The organism is Limimaricola variabilis (assembly GCF_034371605.1).
Taxonomy (GTDB): domain Bacteria; phylum Pseudomonadota; class Alphaproteobacteria; order Rhodobacterales; family Rhodobacteraceae; genus Limimaricola; species Limimaricola variabilis.
Window position 1 is genome coordinate 1,607,341 of the sequence record NZ_CP139691.1, and the last position, 20,425, is coordinate 1,627,765.

The 20,425-nt window shown below is 68.1% G+C and carries 19 protein-coding genes and 3 tRNA genes; 16 read left to right on the forward strand and 6 right to left on the reverse strand.

The window, feature by feature from the left end; all coding sequences use genetic code 11:
- Window positions 1-34 precede the first annotated feature (34 nt).
- The 8 genes from T8T21_RS07895 to hisH all read left to right on the forward strand — a co-directional run bounded on the left by T8T21_RS07895 (window position 35) and on the right by hisH (window position 8,572).
- Window positions 35-1,831, forward strand: a complete 1,797-nt coding sequence (locus T8T21_RS07895; RefSeq protein ID WP_322335168.1) for a sensor domain-containing diguanylate cyclase — start codon at window positions 35-37, stop codon at window positions 1,829-1,831.
- A gap of 113 nt (window positions 1,832-1,944) precedes the next feature.
- Window positions 1,945-5,388: a pyruvate carboxylase gene (locus T8T21_RS07900; RefSeq protein ID WP_322335169.1), complete on the forward strand. Its 3,444-nt coding sequence runs from the start codon at window positions 1,945-1,947 to the stop codon at window positions 5,386-5,388.
- Window positions 5,385-5,777 carry a VOC family protein gene (locus T8T21_RS07905; RefSeq protein ID WP_322335170.1) on the forward strand — a complete coding sequence of 131 codons (393 nt, stop codon included), beginning with the start codon at window positions 5,385-5,387 and terminating at the stop codon, window positions 5,775-5,777. The genes T8T21_RS07900 and T8T21_RS07905 overlap by 4 nt, the downstream gene beginning before the upstream one ends.
- A 99-nt stretch (window positions 5,778-5,876) precedes the next feature.
- Window positions 5,877-6,659, forward strand: coding sequence for a TerC family protein (locus T8T21_RS07910; RefSeq protein WP_322335171.1), 783 nt, complete (start codon window positions 5,877-5,879; stop codon window positions 6,657-6,659).
- 92 nt (window positions 6,660-6,751) lie between these two features.
- Window positions 6,752-6,826 (forward strand) — tRNA-Gly (locus tag T8T21_RS07915).
- A gap of 359 nt (window positions 6,827-7,185) precedes the next feature.
- Window positions 7,186-7,260, forward strand: a tRNA-Gly gene (locus T8T21_RS07920).
- A gap of 86 nt (window positions 7,261-7,346) precedes the next feature.
- The gene (gene hisB / locus T8T21_RS07925) at window positions 7,347-7,934 is read left to right on the forward strand and encodes an imidazoleglycerol-phosphate dehydratase HisB (protein WP_322335172.1); all 588 of its coding nucleotides are present in this window, start codon (window positions 7,347-7,349) and stop codon (window positions 7,932-7,934) included.
- On the forward strand, window positions 7,931-8,572 hold the full coding sequence (gene hisH / locus T8T21_RS07930; RefSeq protein WP_322335173.1) for an imidazole glycerol phosphate synthase subunit HisH: 642 nt from the start codon (window positions 7,931-7,933) through the stop codon (window positions 8,570-8,572). The genes hisB and hisH overlap by 4 nt, the downstream gene beginning before the upstream one ends.
- A 51-nt stretch (window positions 8,573-8,623) precedes the next feature.
- Here the strand turns inward: hisH and T8T21_RS07935 are convergent, their stop codons facing one another.
- Together T8T21_RS07935 and T8T21_RS07940 are read right to left on the reverse strand one after the other, a co-directional pair.
- A complete protein-coding gene (locus tag T8T21_RS07935; protein ID WP_322335174.1) occupies window positions 8,624-9,430 on the reverse strand; it encodes an alpha/beta fold hydrolase in 807 nt (268 codons plus the stop codon).
- Window positions 9,431-9,494: 64 nt separating this feature from the next.
- Complete coding sequence (locus T8T21_RS07940) at window positions 9,495-9,884, reverse strand: DUF2147 domain-containing protein (RefSeq protein ID WP_322335175.1); 390 nt, start codon at window positions 9,882-9,884, stop codon at window positions 9,495-9,497.
- A gap of 129 nt (window positions 9,885-10,013) precedes the next feature.
- Here T8T21_RS07940 and hisA point away from each other — a divergent pair, with 129 nt between their 5' ends.
- Window positions 10,014-10,736, forward strand: coding sequence for a 1-(5-phosphoribosyl)-5-[(5-phosphoribosylamino)methylideneamino]imidazole-4-carboxamide isomerase (gene hisA / locus T8T21_RS07945; protein ID WP_322335176.1), 723 nt, complete (start codon window positions 10,014-10,016; stop codon window positions 10,734-10,736).
- Between the two features lie 92 nt (window positions 10,737-10,828).
- Here hisA and T8T21_RS07950 read toward each other — a convergent pair whose 3' ends face one another.
- On the reverse strand, window positions 10,829-11,275 hold the full coding sequence (locus tag T8T21_RS07950; RefSeq protein ID WP_322335177.1) for a DUF302 domain-containing protein: 447 nt from the start codon (window positions 11,273-11,275) through the stop codon (window positions 10,829-10,831).
- Window positions 11,276-11,388: 113 nt separating this feature from the next.
- Here T8T21_RS07950 and hisF point away from each other — a divergent pair, with 113 nt between their 5' ends.
- Both hisF and T8T21_RS07960 read left to right on the forward strand, forming a co-directional pair.
- The gene (hisF, locus tag T8T21_RS07955; protein WP_021692191.1) at window positions 11,389-12,150 is read left to right on the forward strand and encodes an imidazole glycerol phosphate synthase subunit HisF; all 762 of its coding nucleotides are present in this window, start codon (window positions 11,389-11,391) and stop codon (window positions 12,148-12,150) included.
- Complete coding sequence (locus tag T8T21_RS07960; protein ID WP_322335178.1) at window positions 12,147-12,458, forward strand: phosphoribosyl-ATP diphosphatase; 312 nt, start codon at window positions 12,147-12,149, stop codon at window positions 12,456-12,458. Before hisF ends, T8T21_RS07960 begins: the two co-directional genes overlap by 4 nt.
- A gap of 55 nt (window positions 12,459-12,513) precedes the next feature.
- On the opposite strand, the gene T8T21_RS07965 is transcribed toward T8T21_RS07960, so the two are convergent.
- Window positions 12,514-13,077, reverse strand: coding sequence for a carboxymuconolactone decarboxylase family protein (locus T8T21_RS07965; RefSeq protein ID WP_322335179.1), 564 nt, complete (start codon window positions 13,075-13,077; stop codon window positions 12,514-12,516).
- 165 nt (window positions 13,078-13,242) lie between these two features.
- Here T8T21_RS07965 and T8T21_RS07970 point away from each other — a divergent pair, with 165 nt between their 5' ends.
- Window positions 13,243-13,839 carry a TetR/AcrR family transcriptional regulator gene (locus T8T21_RS07970; RefSeq protein ID WP_322335180.1) on the forward strand — a complete coding sequence of 199 codons (597 nt, stop codon included), beginning with the start codon at window positions 13,243-13,245 and terminating at the stop codon, window positions 13,837-13,839.
- Window positions 13,840-14,023: 184 nt separating this feature from the next.
- Here T8T21_RS07970 and rlmB read toward each other — a convergent pair whose 3' ends face one another.
- Complete coding sequence (gene rlmB / locus T8T21_RS07975) at window positions 14,024-14,815, reverse strand: 23S rRNA (guanosine(2251)-2'-O)-methyltransferase RlmB (protein ID WP_183471783.1); 792 nt, start codon at window positions 14,813-14,815, stop codon at window positions 14,024-14,026.
- A 165-nt stretch (window positions 14,816-14,980) separates the two neighbouring features.
- On the opposite strand from rlmB, the gene T8T21_RS07980 reads away from it, so the two are divergent.
- The 3 genes from T8T21_RS07980 (at window position 14,981) to T8T21_RS07990 (ending at window position 16,650) form a co-directional block, all read left to right on the forward strand.
- Window positions 14,981-15,064, forward strand: a tRNA-Tyr gene (locus T8T21_RS07980).
- A 74-nt stretch (window positions 15,065-15,138) separates the two neighbouring features.
- Entirely contained in the window at window positions 15,139-16,116 is a 978-nt protein-coding gene (locus T8T21_RS07985; RefSeq protein ID WP_322335181.1) for a hypothetical protein, read from the forward strand.
- Window positions 16,117-16,134: 18 nt separating this feature from the next.
- The gene (locus T8T21_RS07990) at window positions 16,135-16,650 is read left to right on the forward strand and encodes a DUF421 domain-containing protein (RefSeq protein ID WP_221188764.1); all 516 of its coding nucleotides are present in this window, start codon (window positions 16,135-16,137) and stop codon (window positions 16,648-16,650) included.
- 9 nt (window positions 16,651-16,659) lie between these two features.
- On the opposite strand, the gene T8T21_RS07995 is transcribed toward T8T21_RS07990, so the two are convergent.
- Complete coding sequence (locus tag T8T21_RS07995) at window positions 16,660-17,364, reverse strand: SIMPL domain-containing protein (RefSeq protein WP_322335182.1); 705 nt, start codon at window positions 17,362-17,364, stop codon at window positions 16,660-16,662.
- A 193-nt stretch (window positions 17,365-17,557) separates the two neighbouring features.
- Between T8T21_RS07995 and T8T21_RS08000 the strand changes: the two genes are divergently transcribed.
- On the forward strand, window positions 17,558-20,419 hold the full coding sequence (locus T8T21_RS08000) for a hypothetical protein (RefSeq protein ID WP_322335183.1): 2,862 nt from the start codon (window positions 17,558-17,560) through the stop codon (window positions 20,417-20,419).
- Window positions 20,420-20,425: the final 6 nt, after the last annotated feature.

Sequence of the window (20,425 nt, forward strand, 5' to 3'; positions counted from 1 at the left end):
GCCAGTCTGGATGGGCAACCACAGGATGGCCCTCATGACTGACCCCCGCTTTCTCCGACGCCCGCGGCTCAACATGCTGCTCGTGCTGTTCCTCGGCCTCGCCACCGCCGTCGCCTGGCTTTCCGTGGTTTACCTGCCGACCCCCTTGGTCAACCGCATGATGCGCGAGGATATCAGCCGCGAAGCCGAGCACTGGCGCACGCGGGTGCTGCACGCGCTCGAGAACGGCAGCATCGCCTTCGAGACCGGACAGATCAGCGCCGCCGATGCCGACTGGCTCGAGGAGGTGACGACGCTGTCGGATATCTACCGCTTCAAGCTCTTCACCGCCGAGGGCCGCGTCTTCTGGTCGTCGCGCCCTTCCGACATCGGCACCGTCAACGAGAAGCCCTACTTCCAGAGCATCGTCGCGCAGGGGCAGAAATACTACGTGGCCAATATGAAGCCGATGGACGAGGTCGACGGCCATCTGCACGCCGCCGCCGATCACCATCTGCCCGGCGACATGCTGTGCGTGGCGGAGATCTATACCCCGGTGATGCGCGACGGCCGCTTCGTCGGCGCGATCGAATTCTATACCGACATCACCGCGATGGGGCACACCTTCACCGATCGGCTGCGCACCATATTCCTCGGGCTGTCCAGCATTTCGCTGATCCTGCTGGTGATGACCAGCGTGGTGATCCGCCGGGCCGGACGGACGCAGCTGCGGGTTCTGCGCCAGCGCGCCGAAAAGGAACGCGAGATGATGGAGGACCAGATGCGGCTCGCGCGAGAGGTGCGGCTCTTGGGAGAGCTGAACGAGTGGCTGCAATCCTCGCGCTCGCTCGACGAGTTGTTCGAGATGGTCGGCCGCTTCATGAGCCACATCCTCCCTGAGAGCGAGGGCAGCGTTTACGTCTACTCCAACTCCCGCGATGTGCTGATGGGGGCGGCGAGCTGGAATGGCGGGCACCATTGCGACCACATCCGGGCCGAGGATTGCTGGGGCCTGCGCCGCGGCCGGACCTACAGCTTCGGCGCCTCCGAGGTGGACTTCCCCTGCGGCCATTCCGAGGCACAGGACGAGCGTCCGTCCTTCTGCTTTCCCGTGCTGGCGCATGGCGAGACGGTGGGGCTGCTGCATCTCAAGGCCAAGACCGGCATCAGCCTCGAGACCTTCCGCTCCAGCCAGAAGCTCGCCCAGATGTGTGCCGAGCAGATCAGCCTCGCCATCGCCAACGTGCAGATGCGCGACCAGCTGCATGACCGATCGATCCGCGACCCGCTGACCGGGCTCTACAACCGCCGTCACCTGACCGAAACGCTGCGCCGTCAGCTCGAGAGGGCCGCGCGCGAGGACCGCGCCTTGGCGATCCTTTCGGTCGATGTGGATCACTTCAAGCGCTTCAACGACACGCATGGGCATGATGCGGGCGACATGGTGCTGCGCGCGGTGGGTGCGGTGCTCGAACAGATCTGCGACGGCGACGAGACCGCCTGCCGCATGGGCGGCGAAGAATTCATGCTGCTGCTGCCGGAGCTGGGCCGCGAGGCGGCGGCGCTGCGGGCCGAGGCGCTGCGCGGCGCCATCGAGCGGATCAGCGTGCGCTACGGCGAGAAGACCCTGCCGCGGATCACCGTCTCGATCGGCCTCGCCGTGCATCCCGAAGACGGCACCATGCCGCAGCAGCTGATGAAGGCCGCCGACGACGCGCTCTACGACGCCAAGGCGCGCGGCCGGAATCAGGTGGCGATCGCCGGAGAGGAGGATCCGAACCCACAGGAGGCGACCGCCATGCTCCTGCCGGCGACGCCCGAGGAACCCGACGGAAGGCACGCCGCCGCCTGAACCTCCGTTAGCGCTATCAGTAGGGGGCGCCTATGACACCACCACAGTATCTCGGGGCTATACTGCACCGCAGAAAGCCCTAGACTGCGCCCGACCAAACGGAAGGGGTGGACATGGCCGATTTCGAGAAAATCCTGATCGCCAACCGTGGCGAGATCGCGATCCGGGTGATGCGCGCGGCAAACGAGATGGGCAAGAAGACCGTCGCGGTCTATGCCGAAGAGGACAAGCTCGGGCTGCATCGCTTCAAGGCCGACGAGGCCTATCGCATCGGCGAGGGGCTCGGGCCGGTTCAGGCCTATCTCTCGATCCCCGAGATCATCCGCGTCGCCAAGATGTCGGGCGCCGACGCCATCCATCCCGGCTATGGCCTGCTGTCCGAGAACCCCGAATTCGTCGATGCCTGCGTGGCGGCCGGCATCACCTTCATCGGCCCCAAGGCCGAGACCATGCGCAAGCTCGGCGACAAGGCCTCGGCGCGCAAGGTGGCGATCGAGGCCGGCGTGCCGGTGATCCCCGCGACCGAGGTGCTCGGCGACGACATGGACGCGATCCGCAAGGAAGCCGCCGAGATCGGTTACCCGCTGATGCTCAAGGCGAGTTGGGGCGGCGGCGGCCGCGGCATGCGGCCGATCATGGATGAGAGCGAGCTTGTCGAGAAGGTCCGCGAGGGCCGGCGCGAAGCCGAGGCCGCCTTCGGCAATGGCGAGGGCTATCTCGAGAAGATGATCCTGCGCGCCCGCCACGTCGAGGTGCAGATCCTCGGCGACCAGATGGGCCAGATCTACCACCTGTGGGAGCGCGACTGCTCGGTGCAGCGCCGCAACCAGAAGGTCGTCGAGCGCGCCCCCGCCCCCTATCTCTCCGAGACCCAGCGCGAGCAGATCTGCAATCTCGGCAAGAAGATCTGCCAGCACGTGAACTACGAATGCGCCGGCACGGTCGAGTTCCTGATGGACATGGATTCGGGCGAATTCTACTTCATCGAGGTGAACCCTCGCGTGCAGGTCGAGCACACCGTGACCGAGGAGGTCACCGGCATCGACATCGTGCGCGCCCAGATCCTGATCGCCGAGGGCAAGTCGATCGTCGAGGCCACCGGCTGCGCCTCGCAATACGACGTGAAGCTTGACGGCCACGCGCTGCAGTGCCGGGTCACCACCGAGGATCCGCATAACAGCTTCATCCCCGATTACGGCCGGATCCAGACCTACCGCTCGGCCACCGGCCCCGGCATCCGCCTCGACGGCGGCACCGCCTATTCCGGCGCGGTCATCACCCGGTTCTACGACTCGCTGCTGACCAAGGTGACGGCGCGCGCGCCCACGCCCGAGATGGCGATCGCGCGGATGGACCGGGCGCTGCGCGAGTTCCGGATCCGCGGGGTGAGCACGAACATCGATTTCGTGATCAACCTGCTCAAGCATCCGACCTTCCTGTCGAACCAGTACACGACCAAGTTCATCGACACGACGCCGGAGCTGTTCAAGTTCGACACCCGCCGCGACCGGGCGACGCGGCTGCTCACCTACGTGGCCGACATCACCGTCAACGGCCACCCGGAGACCGAGGGCCGCGCCCTGCCCCCGCGCGACGCCAAGACGCCGCGCCCGCCTGCCGCGCGCACCGATGCCCTCCAGCCCGGCACGCGCCAGATCCTCGACGAAAAGGGCCCCAAGGCCGTGGCCGAATGGATGAAGGCGCAAAAGCAGCTCCTCATCACCGACACCACGATGCGCGACGGGCACCAGTCGCTGCTGGCGACGCGGATGCGTTCGATCGACATGATCCGCGTCGCGCCCTCCTACGCCGCCAACCTGCCCGGCCTGTTCTCGGTCGAATGCTGGGGCGGCGCCACCTTCGACGTGGCCTACCGCTTCTTGCAGGAATGCCCGTGGCAGCGGCTGCGCGACATCCGCGCGGCGATGCCCAACATCATGACGCAGATGCTGCTGCGCGCCTCCAACGGGGTGGGCTACACCAACTACCCCGACAACGTGGTGCAGGGCTTCGTGGCGCAGGCCGCGACCTCGGGCGTCGACGTGTTCCGCGTCTTCGACAGCCTCAACTGGGTCGAGAACATGCGCGTCGCGATGGACGCAGTGATCGCGGCCGAGAAGGTCTGCGAAGGCACGATCTGCTACACCGGCAACATGCTCGATCCGGCGCGTTCGAAGTATGACCTGAAATACTACGTCGCCATGGCCAAGGAGCTGGAGAAGGCCGGCGCCCATGTGCTGGGCGTCAAGGACATGGCCGGCCTGCTCAAGGCCCCGGCGGCGACGCAGCTTTTCACCGCGCTCAAGCAGGAGGTCGGCCTGCCGATCCACTTCCACACGCATGACACCTCGGGCGCGGCGATCTCGACCGTGCTGGCGGCCTCGGCCGCGGGCGTGGACGTGATCGACGCGGCGATGGACAGCTTCTCGGGCAACACCTCGCAGCCGACGCTCGGCTCGATCGTCGAGGCGCTGAGCCAGACCGACCGCGACACCGGGCTCGACATCGAGGCGATCCGCGAGATCTCGAACTACTTCGAACAGGTCCGCGCGCATTACGCGGCCTTCGAGAGCGGGCTGCAGGCCCCGGCCTCCGAGGTCTATCTGCACGAGATGCCCGGCGGGCAGTTCACCAACCTCAAGGCGCAGGCCCGTTCGCTCGGCCTCGAGGATCGCTGGCACGAGGTCGCCAAGACCTATGCCGACGTGAACATGATGTTCGGCGACATCGTGAAGGTCACGCCCTCCTCCAAGGTCGTGGGCGACATGGCCCTGATGATGGTGAGCCAGGGGCTGACCCGCGAGCAGGTCGAGGATCCGAACACGGATGTCTCCTTCCCCGACAGCGTCATCGACATGATGAAGGGCAATCTCGGCCAGCCGCCGGGCGGCTGGCCCACGGCGCTGCAGGCCAAGGTGCTCAAGGGCGAGAAGCCGCTTCAGGATCGCCCTGGCAAGCATCTGAAGCCGGTGGATTTCGAGGCCGCGCGCGCCGAGGCCCAGAAGGCCACCGGGGAGGCCGAGATCGACGACGAGGATCTCAACGCCTACCTGATGTATCCCAAGGTCTTCACCGACTATGCCAAGCGGCATCAGCAATACGGCCCGGTGCGCACCCTGCCGACCCGGACCTTCTTCTACGGCATGGAGCCGGGCGAGGAGATCTCGGCCGAGATCGATCCCGGCAAGACGCTGGAGATCCGGCTGCAGGCGGTAGGCGAGACCGGCGATGACGGCGAGGTCCGCGTGTTCTTCGAGCTCAACGGCCAGCCGCGCACGATCCGGGTACCCAACCGCAAGGTCGCGGCCACGGCCCAGAAGCGTCCCAAGGCCGAGATCGGCAATCCCGCACATGTCGGTGCGCCGATGCCGGGCGTGGTCTCCACGGTCGCGGTGCAGGCCGGCCAGAAGATCAAGCAGGGCGACATGCTGCTCACCATCGAGGCGATGAAGATGGAGACCGGCCTGCATGCCGAGCGCGATGGCAAGGTAAAGGCGGTGCACGTGACGCCGGGCGCGCAGATCGACGCGAAGGACCTGCTGGTCGAGATCGAATGACCCGCCTCGGCGCGATCAGCCTCGTCGTCCCCGATTACGACGAGGCAATCGCCTTCTTCACCGGCCCCATGGGCTTCGTCCTTACCGAGGATATCGACATGGGGGCCGGGAAGCGCTGGATCCGCGTGGTGCCGCCGACCGGCGGCACCGGCTTCATCCTCGCCCGTGCCGAGGGCCCGGCTCAACGCGCCGCGATCGGGGCGCAGGGCGGCGGGCGGGTCTGGCTCTTTCTCGAAACCGACGACTTCGACCGCGACGCCGCCCGCATGACGGCGGGCGGCGTGGTCTTCGAAGAGGCGCCCCGGAACGAGCCCTATGGCACGGTGGCTGTGTTCCGCGACCCTTGGGGCAACCGCTGGGATCTCATCGAACCGGCCTCTGCGGGTTGAAGCGGGAACGCCTCGACGGCTGACAGGTTGTTTCGCGACGCCCATGGCTGCCCGCAAACGGGCCGCCGCTCCCGGGCCGCGCAGCAATGATGGACCACCATGATCGAGCTTTTCTCCGACCCCGCCGTCTGGGCTTCGTTCCTGACGCTCACCATCCTCGAGATCGTGTTGGGCGTCGACAACGTCATCTTCATCTCGATCGCCGCTGCACGACTGCCCGAAGCGCAGCGCCGTCGGGCGCGGGTGCTGGGCCTCGCCGGCGCGCTGGTGCTGCGCATTGGCCTGCTGTTTTCGATCGCCTGGATCGTCTCACTGTCCGAACCCTTTACCACGATCCTCGGCCACCCGCTGTCCTGGCGCGACGTGATCCTGCTCGTCGGCGGTGCCTTCCTGATCTACAAGGCTGCCACCGAAATCTTCGCCGAGGTCGAGGGCGACAGCACCCATGGCGCAGAAACATCGGCCAAGGCGACCTTCTTCGGCGTGATCGTACAGATCATCGTGCTCGATCTCGTCTTCTCGCTCGACAGCGTCATCACCGCAGTGGGCATCGCCGACCATATCGAGGTGATGGTCGCCGCCATCACCATCGCGATCCTGCTGATGATGGTCGCCGCTACCCCCATCGCCAACTTCGTCGAGCACCATCCTTCGACCAAGATGCTGGCGCTGGCCTTTCTGGTCATGGTCGGCATGTCGCTCGGGGCCGAGGGGCTGGGCTTCCATATCGAGCGGGGCTTCATCTACGCGGCGATGGTCTTTGCGGGCGGGGTCGAGGCGCTCAACCTGTGGCGCCAGAAACGGCGTCTTCGGGTGAGGATCGCCGCCGATAAGGTACTCGCGAGCGAGGGCGAGCGTGCCGGGGTGATGCACCGGCACTGAGCCCCGGGCGGTCGAAGAAATCGGTGCGGGCCGTGCATTTTTCGGCTTGCACCTCCCCGCCACCCCCGCTACATCCGCCCCACGAAACGGAAGCGGGTGTAGCTCAGGGGTAGAGCATTACCTTGCCAAGGTAAGGGTCGTGAGTTCGAATCTCATCACCCGCTCCAGTTTCGACCTCCCCGACATCGACGAGACCTGAACCGCGCCAGCGTGACTGCTGTCGTTCGGCCCCTTACTTCGGCTTGGGCTGGCATACCCTTCGAGACCGTTCCGTGTTGTCGCCAAGGCTTGCAGTCAGCAGGTGCAAGACGGGCCACACGGCACCACCCGGTGCCAGTATGGTCTCGCGAAGCGCGCTATCCCCATTCGGAGAGATCCCATTCGGCGCGATCAGGATGGCATCGGGCCTCCTCGCTCCACACGAAACCGGGCCGGTCAGAACTTCCGCAAAGTCGCCCGGTTTTTCTCTCGCCCCCCCTCTTGCACCTCTCCGCCGCTCCCGCTACATCCGCCCCACGAAACGGAAGCGGGTGTAGCTCAGGGGTAGAGCATTACCTTGCCAAGGTAAGGGTCGTGAGTTCGAATCTCATCACCCGCTCCAGTTTCGATCTCCCAACATCGCAGTGCCACCCTTGGCCCCGCCCCCGTCGCCGCCTATACGGTCGGCGAAACCAGACGAGGGATGACATGCGGACCGCCAAGATCACCCGCACCACCGCCGAGACGTCGATCGAGGTTGAGATCGATCTCGACGGCACCGGGGCTTATGACAACCAGACCGGCGTCGGCTTCTTCGATCACATGCTCGACCAGCTGTCGCGCCACGCGCTGATCGACATGAAGGTGCGCGCCAAGGGCGATCTGCATATCGACGACCACCACACCGTCGAGGACACCGGCATCGCGCTGGGCCAGGCGCTGCGGCAGGCGCTCGGCGACAAGAAGGGCATCCGCCGCTACGGCTCGTGCCACCTCGCGATGGACGACGCGCAGGTGCGCGCGGCGCTCGACCTGTCAGCCCGGCCCTTCCTGATCTGCAATCTCGACTTCCGCGCTTCCAAGATCGGCAGCTTCGACACCGAGCTGGTGCAGGAGTTCTTCCAGGCGCTGTCGACCCATGGCGGCATCACGCTGCATATCGACCGCATTCACGGCTACAACACGCATCACGTCGCCGAAGCCGCGTTCAAGGCCGTCGCCCGCGCGCTGCGCGAGGCGGTGGAGCCGGATCCGCGTCGCTCCGACGCGATTCCCTCGACCAAGGGGGCGCTATGAGCCTCACCGCGCTGATCGATTACGAGAGCGGCAACCTGCACTCGGCCCAGAAGGCCTTCGAGCGCATGGCGCGCGAGGGCAACGCGGGCGAGGTGATCGTCACCTCGCGGCCCGAAGACGTGGCCCGCGCCGATCGGATCGTGCTGCCCGGCGACGGGGCCTTTCCGCATTGCCGGAACGCGCTCTCGGCCCAGCCCGGGCTGCACGAGGCGCTGGTCGAGGCGGTCGAGGTGCAGGGGCGCCCCTTCCTCGGGATCTGCGTCGGCATGCAGCTGCTGGCCGAGATCGGCCATGAATACGAACGCACCGAGGGGCTCGGCTGGGTGCCGGGCGAAATCGTGCGGATCGAGCCGTCGGACCCGAAGCTCAAGGTGCCGCATATGGGCTGGAACGACCTCGTCATCGACCGGCCCCATCCAGTGCTGGAAGGGATCTCGACCGGCGATCACGCCTATTTCGTGCATAGCTGGCAGTTCCGCCCGACCGACCCCGACACGCTGCTCGCTCATGTCGACTATGGCGGGGCGGTGACGGCGGTGGTGGGGCGCGACAACGTCGTCGGCGCGCAGTTCCACCCTGAGAAGAGCCAGGCGGCTGGGCTGCGGCTCATCGCCAACTTCCTGAACTGGAAGCCCTGATACGACAAGGCCCGCGCGGATTGCGCGGGCCTTCTGTTTCACGGGAATCGCTCACTTCAGGAAGGCGGCGAGATCCTCGTAGAACTTGTCGGCATGGGTCGCGGTGAGGCCGTGCGGCGCGTCGGCATACTCCTTGAGCGTCGCGTTCGTCCCCACCAGCTTGGCCGCGCGCCGGCCCGACGGGTCGATCGGCACGGTCTCGTCCTTGCCGCCATGCACGATCAGGGTCGGCACCTTGAAGGCCTGCATGTCGTTGCTGAAATCGGTCTGGCCGAAGGCATCGACGCAGTCGAGCGTGGCCTTGGGGCTGGCCTGCATCGCCATCATCAGCGACCAGTGCAGCACGCCTTCGCTGACCTTGTTGTCGTAGAACGACTTGAAGAACGTCTTCAGGAATTCCGGCCGGTCCTTGCGCAGCCCCTCCTTGATGCCCTCGAACACGTCCTTGGTGACACCGTCGGGGTTCTTCTCGGATTTCAGCATCCCCGGCGCGACCGAGGCGATCAGCCCGGCGGCGCGGACATTGCGCCCGTCATGGCGCGACATGTAACGCGCGACCTCGCCGCCGCCCATCGAGAAGCCGACGATGGCTGCGTCCTTTAGATCGAGCTCACGCATCACCGTGTCGAGGTCGTCGGCCATGGTGTCGTAGTCGTAGCCTTGGAAGGGTTGTCCGGAGCGGCCGAAGCCGCGACGATCATAGGCGACGACCCGGTGGCCGGTCTCGGCCAGCCGCACCGCCTGATACTCCCACGAATCCGAATTGAGCGGCCAGCCGTGGATCAGCACCACGGGGCGGCCTTCGCCCCAGTCCTTCACGCAGAGCTGGGTATGGTCCTTGGTGGTGACGAGGGGCATCCGATGTCCTTCCCTTGATCGTTGACGGAAAGGAAAACCGGCACACCCCCCGCGCTGTTCCGGGCTATTGCTCCTTCTGCCAGACCCCGCCCTCGCGGCAGAAGCCCAGCACGCAGCCCGATACCGACAGCCGGTCCCCGGCGAGCACGAGCTTCGAGTTGTAGGTCTTGCCGTTGTCCGGCGCGAAGACCTTGCCGCGATACTCGCCGCCGCCGACCGCCTTGGTCTCGGAGATGATGTGGCGCCCGAGATTGGGGGACGCGATCTCGGCACCATCGGGTCCATAGGCCTTGACCAGCTGGCCGCAGAGCTGCGCACCGCAGGGCGCCACCTGCACCAGGCCGCTGTTGCCGTTGTCGTCGGGCGCCGTGCGCCAGGTGCCGAGCAGCGGCTCGGCCGAGGCCGTTCCCGCCATTGCCATGGCCGCCAGCGCGGCCCAGGCCAGTCTCTTCATGGTTGTCTCCTCCTCCATACAAGGCGAAGCTGACGCGAAGGTCAGCCGCGCAGGCAAGGCTGACGTGGCGTTGCATCCGGGGCCTTCGCGTGCCACAGCGCGGGCGCGACACAGCCCGGAGACCGCGCCATGATCCTGTACCCCGCCATCGACCTCAAGGACGGCCAGGCCGTGCGGCTCCTGCGCGGCGAAATGGACAAGGCAACCGTGTTCAACGACGACCCGGCGGCCCAGGCGCGGGCTTTCGTCGAGGCCGGGACCGAATGGCTCCACCTCGTCGACTTGAACGGGGCCTTCGCGGGCGAGCCGGTGAACGCGGCGGCGGTCGAGGCGATCCTCGCGGCCTGCCCGGGAACCCCCGCGCAGCTCGGCGGCGGCATCCGCGACATGAAGACCATCGAGACCTGGATCGAGAAGGGCCTCGCCCGGGTGATCCTCGGCACGGTGGCGGTCGAGAACCCCGATCTCGTTCGTGAGGCCGCGAAGGCCTTCCCCGGCAAGGTCGCGGTCGGCCTCGACGCGCGTGAGGGACGCGTGGCGACGCGCGGCTGGGCCGAGGAGACCGACGTGATGGTCACCGACCTCGCCAAGAGCTTCGAAGATGCCGGGGTGGCCGCGATCATCTACACCGACATCGCCCGCGACGGCGCGATGGCGGGGCCGAACGTGGCCGCGACCGAGGATCTCGCGCGCGCCGTGTCGATTCCGGTGATCGCCTCGGGCGGCGTGTCGTCGCTCGACGACCTGAAGGCCCTAAAGTCGACCGGTGTCATCGCCGGCGCGATCTCGGGCCGGGCGCTCTATGACGGCGCGATCGACCTTGCCGAGGCGCTGGCGCTGCTTAAGGGCTGACGCGAAGCGGCGCCGCACGGTCCCCCGCGCAGCGCCACCTTCATCACCTCGCGACTGCGCCGGGCCTCAAGCCGACCCGTGCGTGCCGGGGATCACTCCCCCGCCGCGGCCTTGGCAAATTTTTCCAGCGCGTTCTCCATCTTCTCGATGGCCTCGAGATCGTCGTCGACGGCGAGGTCGTCGAAGGTTTCCTCCGGCTCTTCATAGGCCACGAAGACCTGCCCCGACCCGTCGTCATAGGCGAGGATCTTGAGCGGCAGGTAGAGCCCCGCCAGCGGATCCTCCTGCATCACCGGCGTCCCGAGCTGCGGGTTGCCGAAGATCAGCAGCTGGCTGTCGGCCAAGGTCATGCCTGCCTGCTCGGCCCCGGCCCCGTGATCGACGCGGGCAAAGACGGTCGCCCCGGCCTCGGTGACGGCGGCTTCGAGGCGGTCCATCACCTCGGCGACGGTGCCGGTGGCTTGCATGGTTTCGGTCTCGGCCATGGCGGGGGCCGCGAGGGCGGTGGCGGCGAGACCGGCGAGGATCGTGCGTTTCATGTGAAATGCTCCCTTTGTGCTGCTGCTCAACCAGCAGATGCCGCCTTCCGTTCCGGCACTGGCCCCGCCGCGCCGGGAGGGTTAGAAGGGCCGCGACCGCAGGAGGGCCCTACATGCTCAAGACCCGCATCATTCCCTGTCTCGACGTGGCCGATGGCCGCGTGGTGAAGGGCGTCAATTTCGTCGACCTGCGCGACGCGGGCGATCCGGTGGATGCCGCCCGCGCTTATGACGCGGCGGGCGCCGACGAGCTGTGTTTCCTCGACATCCACGCCACACACGAGAATCGCGGCACGATGTTCGACCTCGTCCGGCGCACCGCCGAGAGCTGCTATATCCCGCTGACCGTGGGCGGCGGGGTGCGCAGCCATCACGACGTGCGTGCTCTGCTGCTCGCCGGCGCCGACAAGGTGAGCTTCAACTCCGCCGCAGTGGCCGACCGCACCGTCGTCACCGAGGCGGCGCAGCGCTTCGGCGCGCAGTGCATCGTCGTGGCGATCGACGCCAAGACGGTGGAGCCGGGCCGCTGGGAAATCTTCACCCATGGGGGCCGCAAGCCCACCGGCATCGACGCGGTCGAGTTCGCCACCGACATGGAGCGGCGCGGCGCCGGTGAGATCCTGCTCACCTCGATGGATCGCGACGGCACGCGAGCGGGCTTCAACCTGCCGCTCACCCGCGCCATCTCGGACGCGGTCGACATCCCGGTGATCGCCTCGGGCGGCGTCGGCACGCTCGACCACCTCGTCGAGGGCGTGACCGAAGGCGGCGCCAGCGCGGTGCTTGCTGCCTCGATCTTCCATTTCGGCACCTACACCATCGCCGAGGCCAAGGCGCATATGCAGGCCGCCGGCATACCGATGAGGATGGCATGAGCCTGCACGATCTCGCCGCCACGATCCTTGCCCGTCGCGGCGCCGATGCCGATACCAGCTGGACCGCCAAGCTGTTGTCGAAGGGCCCGGAAAAATGCGCCGAGAAATTCGGCGAAGAGGCGGTCGAGGCGATCATCGAGGCGGTGAAGGGCGATCGCGAAAAGCTCGCCTCCGAGGCCGCTGACGCGCTCTACCACCTGCTGGTGATGTGCGCGGCGCGCGACGTGACGCTCGAGGACATCGAGGCCGAACTGGCCCGGCGCGAGGGCCGTTCCGGGCTGGCTGAGAAGGCCGCACGTCCCCGCTAAATACCATGACCCCGCCGCCGTGCCTCGGCGGCGGGGTTTTTCGCGGCGCTCAGGCTCAGGCGGCCTTGTCGGCCGGGCTCCAGGCGAACTTCTCGAACGGCTTGTCCACCGGCGTGCCGGCAAGGTGGTTGGTGTAGTTCGACATGACCTTCTGGCTGTAGCCCAGGATCACCTCGAGAATGTTGCGCTTGGTGAAGCCCGCATCGAGGAAGGCCTGCACCGAGGCGTCGTCGACATTGCCGTGATTGCGCACCAGCTTCAGCGTGAAGTCACGCAGCGCCTCGAGCCGGGCATTGGGCAGCGGCGTGCCGTCGCGCAGCGCGTTGGTGATCGCGTCGTCCACGCCCATGCTCTTGGCGATACCGGTATGGGCGGGAACGCAGTAATGGCAGGCGTTTTCGACATTCACGGTCTGCCACACGACGGTCAGCTCGTCCTTGTCGAAGCTCGAATTCACGAACAGCTCATGGATCCGCTGGTAGGCTTCGAGCAGGCCGGGCGCCTCGGCCATGACGGCATGCAGGCCGGGAACCCGGCCAAAGGCCGCGCGCGACTTGGCGAGCAGCGGCTTGCTCTCCTCGGGGGCGGTGTTGTCGTCGTGGAAGGTGAAATCGGTCATCGAGAACTCCGGTCGCTCTGTGGGGGGCATTGATGCCCGGACAGGACGACAGATAGCCGATTTGAGTGATCGCTCAACAGCCAAATTGAGCGATCACTCAAACTTGAGCGTAACTCCCTGTGCGGGGCACGGGACATTCGCCTCTTCCTCCCCTATCTTCTGCGCATGACACGAACCCGACCCTATGACCGCGACGTGGCGCTGGACGCCGCCCTGTCCCTGTTCTGGCGCAAGGGATATCACGCGACCTCCCTCAAGGATCTCGAGGGGGCCTTGCAGATGAAGCCCGGCAGCATCTACGCCGCCTTCGACAGCAAGCACGCGCTCTACTTGTCGGTTCTGGAACGCTATTTCTTGCGGTCGCGCGGCGAGCTGAAGGCGCTGCGCGAGCGACCGGGCCCGATCCTGCAGGGCCTTGCCGATCACCTGCGCGCCGTGGCGCGGCGCGAGGCGGACGACCCGGCTCGCAGCGCCTGCATGCTGGTACGTACGATGCTGGATGCGACGGCGGGTGAGGCCGAGTTGGGCGCCCGCGCGCGTGGCTATCTCGACGCGATCCGGGCCGAGATCGAAGCCGCCTTTCGCAAGGCACAGGAGAACGGCGAATTGACGGAGGCGCAGGACCCTGCCCGTCTGGCCCAGCGCTACCAGTCTAACATGACCGCGCTGCGGATCGAGGCGCATCGCGGGCTCGACGATGCCGCGCTGATCGCCCTGGCCGAGGAAATGGCGCAGGAGGTCGAAGCGCTGCGCCCGAACTGAGCGGCATTCACCCCGATAAAAAAAGCCCGGGCCATGGCCCGGGCTTCAAGGTGTGGAACGAGGGACAGTGAAATGAAGCGCATATGTTCCAGATACGCGCCTCCATGAAACGATCTAACCACGAAAAGGTTCCACGCGAAGACGGCTTCCCCAATTCGTGAACGGGTGGTTAGCAAAGCGAGAGCTAGCCTGCCGTCGTGGCCCGGGCGGCATAGAGTGCCACTGCGGCTGCGTTCGAGACGTTCAGCGACCCAAATCCCCCCGCCGCGTCGATCCGCACCAACGCGTCGCAGGTCTCGCGCGTTCTCTCCCTGAGCCCCGGCCCCTCGGCGCCGAGCACCAGCGCCACGGGACGGTCGCGGCGCCCCTCGAGTGCCTGCTCGATGCCCTGCTCCGCCTCGCCGGCGAGGCCCAGCACCAGATAGCCCATATCCTTCAGCCGTTGCATGGTGTCGGCGAGGTTCCGGACCCGCAGATAGGGCTGACGCTCCAGCGCGCCCGAGGCGGTCTTGGCCAGCGCCCCCGTCTCGGGAGCGGAATGCCTTTGCACGCCGATCACCGCCCGGGCGCCGAACACCTCGGCCGAGCGCAGGATCGCCCCCACATTATGCGGGTCGGTGACACGGTCGAGCAGCAGGAGCCGCGGCGGCCCGGCGCGCTCGCCGCCCAGCGCGATGTCGTCGAGCGAGCCCCAGTCGAGCGGCTTGACCTCGAGCGCCGCGCCCTGATGCACGGAGTCCGGGTCGATCGGGGCGGCGAATTTGCGCGGATCCGAGATCTCGGGCGTCATGCCGCTCTCGGCGATGGCGTCGGCGAGCTTGGCCTCGGCGTTCTTGGTGACGACGAGACGCAGCCGCTCGCGACGCGGGTTCATCAGCGCGTCGCGTACCGCGTGCAGGCCGAACAGCCAGACCGTCTCGGCGGCCGAGGCGCGCTTGGCCTGCTCCTTCTCGATGACCCATTTCGGCTTTTTCATCGCGCTCTCCGCTTGGCTTGGGGCTTCGCCTGATTGCGCTTTCGCGGCCGCGAAGTCCAGCGGCCGCCCCCATGCGCCGCGCCGTCGGGGAAGCCGGATTTTGAGGTTGACGCCTCCGTGGAGCACGCGTATTCCCGCTCTCGCACCGGGTCGAGGCCCGGCTGCGGGCGACGAGCTGCAAGGTGCGGCAGCGGACTGTAACTCCGCCGGGGAGACCCACGCCTGGTTCGATTCCAGGGTCGCCCACCACCCCTCCCCCCTTTTCAAGACGACGGTTTGACCGGCCGATGCACCCCTCATAGGGTCGGCGCGGGGAGACGCGCATGGGTCGTTTCGACATCGTCATCATCGGCCAAGGCGGCCGGATCGAGGCCGAGGCGCTGCTGCTCGCTGCCTCTCTGCGCGCCCGTGCCCCGGGATTCGCGGGCCGGCTCCTCGTGGCCGAGCCGCAGCCTGGGCCGCTCTGGCCGGACGATCCGCGGATGAGCGACGACGGCCGCGCCATGCTGTGCGAACTGGGGGCCGAGATCCTGCCCTTCGAGAACCGGCATTTCGGCGCGTCCTACCCGCATGGCAACAAGATCGAGGCGCTCTGCGCCCTGCCTGCCGCTCCCTTCCTGTTCCTCGACAGCGACACGCTGATCCTGGGCGAGATCGGCGATCTTCCGATCGACACCCACCCGCCTGCCGCCTCGATGCGGCGCGAGGGCACATGGCCGATCGAGGAGGTCTACTGGCCGGGCTACACCGCGAGCTGGCGGTCCCTCTACGACCGTTTCGGGCTCGACTTCGAAAGCTCGCTCGACAGGAACTGGCCCGACGAGTTCTGGAAACGCTACCTCTATTTCAACGCCGGTTGGTTCTGCGGCCCGGATGCGCAGGCCTTCGGCGCACGATTCTTGGATTACGCCGTGCAGATCCAAGACGACCCGCCGGCCGAGGTGGCGCTGCAACCCTTCGACCCATGGCTCGATCAGGTGGCCTTGCCGCTGGTGATCCACGCCCTGGGCGGCGGCCGTCCCGGCCCGGCGCTGGCCGGGCTCGACGGGGCGATCACCTGCCACTACCGCACCTTTCCCCTGCTCTATGCGCGGGAAGATGACGCGGTGGTCGAGACGCTGGAACAGGTGGCGGCGCCGAACCGGCTCAAGAAGCTTCTGAAGCGGCACGAACCGATCCGCCGCATGGTCTATCAAGGCCGCGGCGCCAAGGTCCGGGCCCTGTTCGACCGCAATGCCCTGCCCGCGCAGGAAAAGGAGATCCGAACCATACTGCGTGCGCATGGTTTCTGGATGAGGTGACACCCGAAGGAGGCCGCGATGTTCATCCCCGACATGCTGTTCCAGGATTGGACCGGGATCGCCCGCACCATCGTGGTCGGCGCGCTGGCCTATGCGGGGCTCGTCGCCTTCCTGCGCATTTCCGGCAAGCGGACGCTGGCCAAGCTCAACGCCTTCGACCTCGTGGTTACCGTGGCGCTGGGCTCGACACTGGCGACGATCCTGCTGTCGGAAAGCGTGGCATTGGCCGAGGGGCTGGTGGCCTTTGGGCTGCTGATCGGCCTGCAATGGCTGGTCGCGCGCGCCTCGGTCGGCTCCACCCGCTTCGCCCGCATGGTCCGCTCGGAGCCCAGCCTGCTGCTGCGCGACGGCGAGATGCTGCGCGGCGCGATGGCCCGCGAACGCGTCACCGAGGAAGAGCTAGAGGAGGCGATCCGCAATTCCGGCAAAGCCGATCGCACCCAGCTCGCCGCCGTGGTGCTCGAGAGCGACGGCTCCTTCAGCGTGATCGAGGGTCCCGTGCGCGACCTGCCCGGCATGGACAAGTCGCACTAGGTGTCGGGCTTACTCGATGGCCCAGACCATGCTGACCCCGGCCGAGATCTCGACCTCACCTTGGGCGATCGGCACGCCGCCATCCGCGGCCATGCGCATTTCCATCATCGCCGGGCGTGGCCCGAAATCGGCCCCGGTCTCCGAGATCGACAGCACTTCGCCGAGCGTTACCCCCGCCGCCTCGGCATAGGTTGCCGCGCGGGCCTGCGCATCGGCGATGGCGGCCCGCCGCGCCTCGTCATGCGCGCTCGCCCGGTCTTCGAGGGCGAATTCGAGTCCTTCGAGCCGGTTCGCCCCCTCGCCCACCGCGGCGTCGAGCACCTCGCCCAGCCCGTCGAGATCAACCACCCGCAATTCGACCAGCGTGGTGGCGACGAAGCCTTCGGGTTCGGATTGCCCGTCATGCATCCGCGCATAGTCGCGGTCGAGGCTGAGCTGGCCGGTCTGGACGTTTTCGGGTGGGATGCCCGCCGCCTCGAGCCGCTCCAGCACCCGCGCCATGGCGGCGTTCATCGCGTCGAGCGCGGCGCGCGCGGTTTCGGCCGTTTCGCTGACGCCGAGCCGCACCCGGGCGATCTCCGGGGCGGCGCGGACATGACCCTCGCCGCGCACGGCGATGCTGCGCTGTTGGGGTGCCGGTGTCTCGACCGGCTGCGCTGCTCCGGCACCGGCCATGCCGGCGAGAAGCGCCGCGGCGAGAATGGTGTGTTTCATGGGGACCTCCCTGGTCTTCATTCCGTTCGGGTCGCAGGGAACGCCCGCAATTAGGGCGACGCAAGAGAGGAGCAGTCATGCGACGATCACAACCTCGGGGTGGCGGGTTGCGCACGCGGAAAGCCGCCGGCAAAATGTCGCCGGTCAGGCGCGTCTGTTTCCGGACCCCGCCAGTGATGCTAAGGCCGATCGCATGACACCCAATTTCGCCCTGTCCCTCTCTCTAGAGGGCCTGAGACTTCTGCATCGCGACGCCGAGGGCTGGACGCTTATCGGCGACGTGCCGCTCGACAGCGCCGATCTCGCGGGCGAACTGGCGGCGCTGCGGGCCCGTGCCCTGGCCCGCGCGCCCGAAGGCATGCGCACCAAGCTGCTGATTCCCGAGGATCAGATTCGCTACCTCGAACTCGAGGGCGAGCAAGACGCGGTAGCCGTGGCGCAGGCGCTGGAGGGCGCGACTCCCTACACCGTCGACGAGCTGGCGATCGATTTCGTGGTGACCCAAGGGCGCACCCATGTCGCCGCCGTGGCGCGCGAGACCCTCGACGAGGCGCTCGCCTTCGCGCGCGAGCATGCGATGGCACCGGTGGCCTTCGCCGCCGTGCCGGAGACCGGGAACTTCCCGGGCGAGCCCTTCTTCGGTGGCGTGCCGGGCCTGGGCGCGCCGGTGACGCGCGACACCGTGCCGGTACGCGCCCGCGCCGTGGCGCTGGCCGAAGCGCCGGAGCCTTTCCCCACGCCGGAACCGGCGACCGAGCCGCTGCCGACCGATCCGGCTGTCGAGGAGCAGGCCGACAGCGCCCCCGCCGAGGCGCCGGATCAGGAAACTGAGCCTGAGCCTGAACCTGAGTTGACCGAGGCTCCTGTCGCGGCGCCCGCCGAACCGGCCCCCCAACCGGAGGCGGGCCTGTCAGGCGTTCAGGAAGACATCCCGGCAACGCAACCGGACGACGACGGCATGCCTGCCGAGCAGTCCTCCGCTTACGAGACGGAGGCTGACAGGGTCCCTGAACCGCTCGAAGCTGAGCCGCTGTCGGAGCTTGAGCCGGAGCCGGTGCCAGTGCCGGTGCCACGACCCTTGTCCGAACCGGAGCCGGGCGAGGATGAAGATGACGCCCTGCTCGCTTCTCCCTCCCCTGCCGCGCCCCCCCGCACCGCGTCCCCGGCGGGCGACCAGCCGCGCCCTGCCGCGCCGCCGGCCTCGCCGCCCTTGCCGCCGCGCGGTGAGGCTGTTCCGGCCGTGCCACCGGCGGATCGGGAAGCGGCAGAGGCCGCGAAGCGGATCATGCCGCCTGCCATGCCCCGGCCGGGCGCGCCGCCAGCCGCGATGCCCGCCGTCCCACCGGCCGAAACGAGCGCTCGCAAAGAGCCCGAAACGCCGAACGGCGCCGAGGCGCAGGCGCTCGCCGCCGGTGCCGCGCTGAAAACCGCGACGCCGGCAGCGGCCGCGACCGCACCCAACCGTGGCGTCGACCGCGCCAGCGAGCGCGAGCGCATGACGGTGTTCGGCGCCCGCCGCTCCGAGCCGGAGACCCGGCCGGGTCGTGGCGCGCTCATGGCCGGGCTGGCCGCGTTGCTGATTCTCGTGCTGCTCGTCGGACTGTGGCTGCGTGGCAGCAGTGAGGCGCCGCAGGCCGGGCTGCTGCGCGATTCTTCTCCGGCCGTGGAGATGGAGCCTGCGGCCACCGCTGCGCCGGAGGCTGCGGATACGCAGGAAATCGAAGCCGCCGCCATGCCCGAGCCGGTGGAGCTACCGAATTACGACGACTATCCCGAGCCCGAGCCGGTCTCGGCCGCCGCCATCAGCCCGGCCGAAGCCGAACGCATCTATGCCGCGACCGGCGTCTGGCTGCGGGCCCCGCGCCTGCCGCTGACCCCGCGCAGCGAAGCGCTCGAGGCGCCGGTGCCCGCACTGGCCGATCAGGCGCTGACCGGGGATATGCCCCTGATACGACTCGCCGCCGCTTCGCCCGATGCGGGTCTGCCGGCGCAGAGCGTTCCGCCCCCCGCCGGCAGCGTCTTCGACCGCGACGCGCGCGGCTTCATCGCCGCGACGGTCGAGGGGACCGTGCTGCCGCAGGGCCTGACGGTCTATAGCGGCCGTCCCGAGATCCTGCCGCCGAACCGCCCCGGCACCGTCGCGCCCTCGCAACCGGCTGAAGCCGAAGCCGAATCCGAATCCGACACTGGCACCGACGAAGAGTCTGGCGAGCAGCTGACGATCCTGGTTCCGGAAGTTACCCCGGAGTCCCGCCCTGAGGATCTGGCCCCGAACGCGGGTCCGCCCCCCGTTGTGCCGCCGAATCGCCCGGGCACGCTCGTCCCCGAGGCTGAGGCCGACGCGGAGGAGGATGGCGAAGCGGCTCAGGCCGAGGTGTCGCCCGGCGGCGTGGCGCTCGACGCCCTGCGGCCCACCCGCCGCCCTGAAGATCTCGAGCCCGAGCCGCTGGCCGCCTATGAGGGGCCGCGCCCGCCGCTGCGCCCCGAGGGGCTGGCCCCCGATGCCCAAGCGCAGGTGGACGAGGCCGCCGACGCGCAGGCCGAGGCCCTGGCCGAGGCGGTGAGCAGCACCCCCGATGCGCCGCCGGCCCGTGCCTCGGTCGCCGACGCGCTGGCCTCTCTCATGGCCGATGCGCCCGACCCGCTGGCCAATGCCACGGCGCAGGCGGTTCCGACCGCGCGCCGCCCCGATTCCCGGCCCCGCAATTTCGACCGGGTCGTCGCCCAGAGCCGCGCGCGCGTGGCGGCCCCCGCCCCCGCCGCCACGGAGCCCGAAGAGGTGGCCAGCGCCACCGTCGCGCCGGACGGCCCGGTGCCGGGCGGCGTCGCGCGCGCAGCCACCATCGATGGCGCGATCAACCTGCGCGACATCAACCTGATCGGCGTCTATGGCCGGCCGGGCGCGCGCCGCGCGCTGGTGCGGATGGCGAATGGCCGTTACCTGCGGGTCGGCATCGGCGACTCGCTCGATGGCGGACGCGTCACCGCGATCGGCGACGACGTCCTGAACTACGTCAAACGCGGTCGTACGCTGGTTCTGCAGATCCCCGACTGATCTCGC

Excerpts from the sequence above, each read along its gene's own strand:
- T8T21_RS07895 (WP_322335168.1), top strand. The coding sequence starts at position 35 with ATGACTGACCCCCGCTTTCTCCGACGCCCGCGGCTCAACATGCTGCTC.
- T8T21_RS07900 (WP_322335169.1), top strand. The coding sequence starts at position 1,945 with ATGGCCGATTTCGAGAAAATCCTGATCGCCAACCGTGGCGAGATCGCG.
- T8T21_RS07905 (WP_322335170.1), top strand. The coding sequence starts at position 5,385 with ATGACCCGCCTCGGCGCGATCAGCCTCGTCGTCCCCGATTACGACGAG.
- T8T21_RS07910 (WP_322335171.1), top strand. The coding sequence starts at position 5,877 with ATGATCGAGCTTTTCTCCGACCCCGCCGTCTGGGCTTCGTTCCTGACG.
- hisB (WP_322335172.1), top strand. The coding sequence starts at position 7,347 with ATGCGGACCGCCAAGATCACCCGCACCACCGCCGAGACGTCGATCGAG.
- hisH (WP_322335173.1), top strand. The coding sequence starts at position 7,931 with ATGAGCCTCACCGCGCTGATCGATTACGAGAGCGGCAACCTGCACTCG.
- T8T21_RS07935 (WP_322335174.1), bottom strand. The coding sequence starts at position 9,430 with ATGCCCCTCGTCACCACCAAGGACCATACCCAGCTCTGCGTGAAGGAC.
- T8T21_RS07940 (WP_322335175.1), bottom strand. The coding sequence starts at position 9,884 with ATGAAGAGACTGGCCTGGGCCGCGCTGGCGGCCATGGCAATGGCGGGA.
- hisA (WP_322335176.1), top strand. The coding sequence starts at position 10,014 with ATGATCCTGTACCCCGCCATCGACCTCAAGGACGGCCAGGCCGTGCGG.
- T8T21_RS07950 (WP_322335177.1), bottom strand. The coding sequence starts at position 11,275 with ATGAAACGCACGATCCTCGCCGGTCTCGCCGCCACCGCCCTCGCGGCC.
- hisF (WP_021692191.1), top strand. The coding sequence starts at position 11,389 with ATGCTCAAGACCCGCATCATTCCCTGTCTCGACGTGGCCGATGGCCGC.
- T8T21_RS07960 (WP_322335178.1), top strand. The coding sequence starts at position 12,147 with ATGAGCCTGCACGATCTCGCCGCCACGATCCTTGCCCGTCGCGGCGCC.
- T8T21_RS07965 (WP_322335179.1), bottom strand. The coding sequence starts at position 13,077 with ATGACCGATTTCACCTTCCACGACGACAACACCGCCCCCGAGGAGAGC.
- T8T21_RS07970 (WP_322335180.1), top strand. The coding sequence starts at position 13,243 with ATGACACGAACCCGACCCTATGACCGCGACGTGGCGCTGGACGCCGCC.
- rlmB (WP_183471783.1), bottom strand. The coding sequence starts at position 14,815 with ATGAAAAAGCCGAAATGGGTCATCGAGAAGGAGCAGGCCAAGCGCGCC.
- T8T21_RS07985 (WP_322335181.1), top strand. The coding sequence starts at position 15,139 with ATGGGTCGTTTCGACATCGTCATCATCGGCCAAGGCGGCCGGATCGAG.
- T8T21_RS07990 (WP_221188764.1), top strand. The coding sequence starts at position 16,135 with ATGTTCATCCCCGACATGCTGTTCCAGGATTGGACCGGGATCGCCCGC.
- T8T21_RS07995 (WP_322335182.1), bottom strand. The coding sequence starts at position 17,364 with ATGAAACACACCATTCTCGCCGCGGCGCTTCTCGCCGGCATGGCCGGT.
- T8T21_RS08000 (WP_322335183.1), top strand. The coding sequence starts at position 17,558 with ATGACACCCAATTTCGCCCTGTCCCTCTCTCTAGAGGGCCTGAGACTT.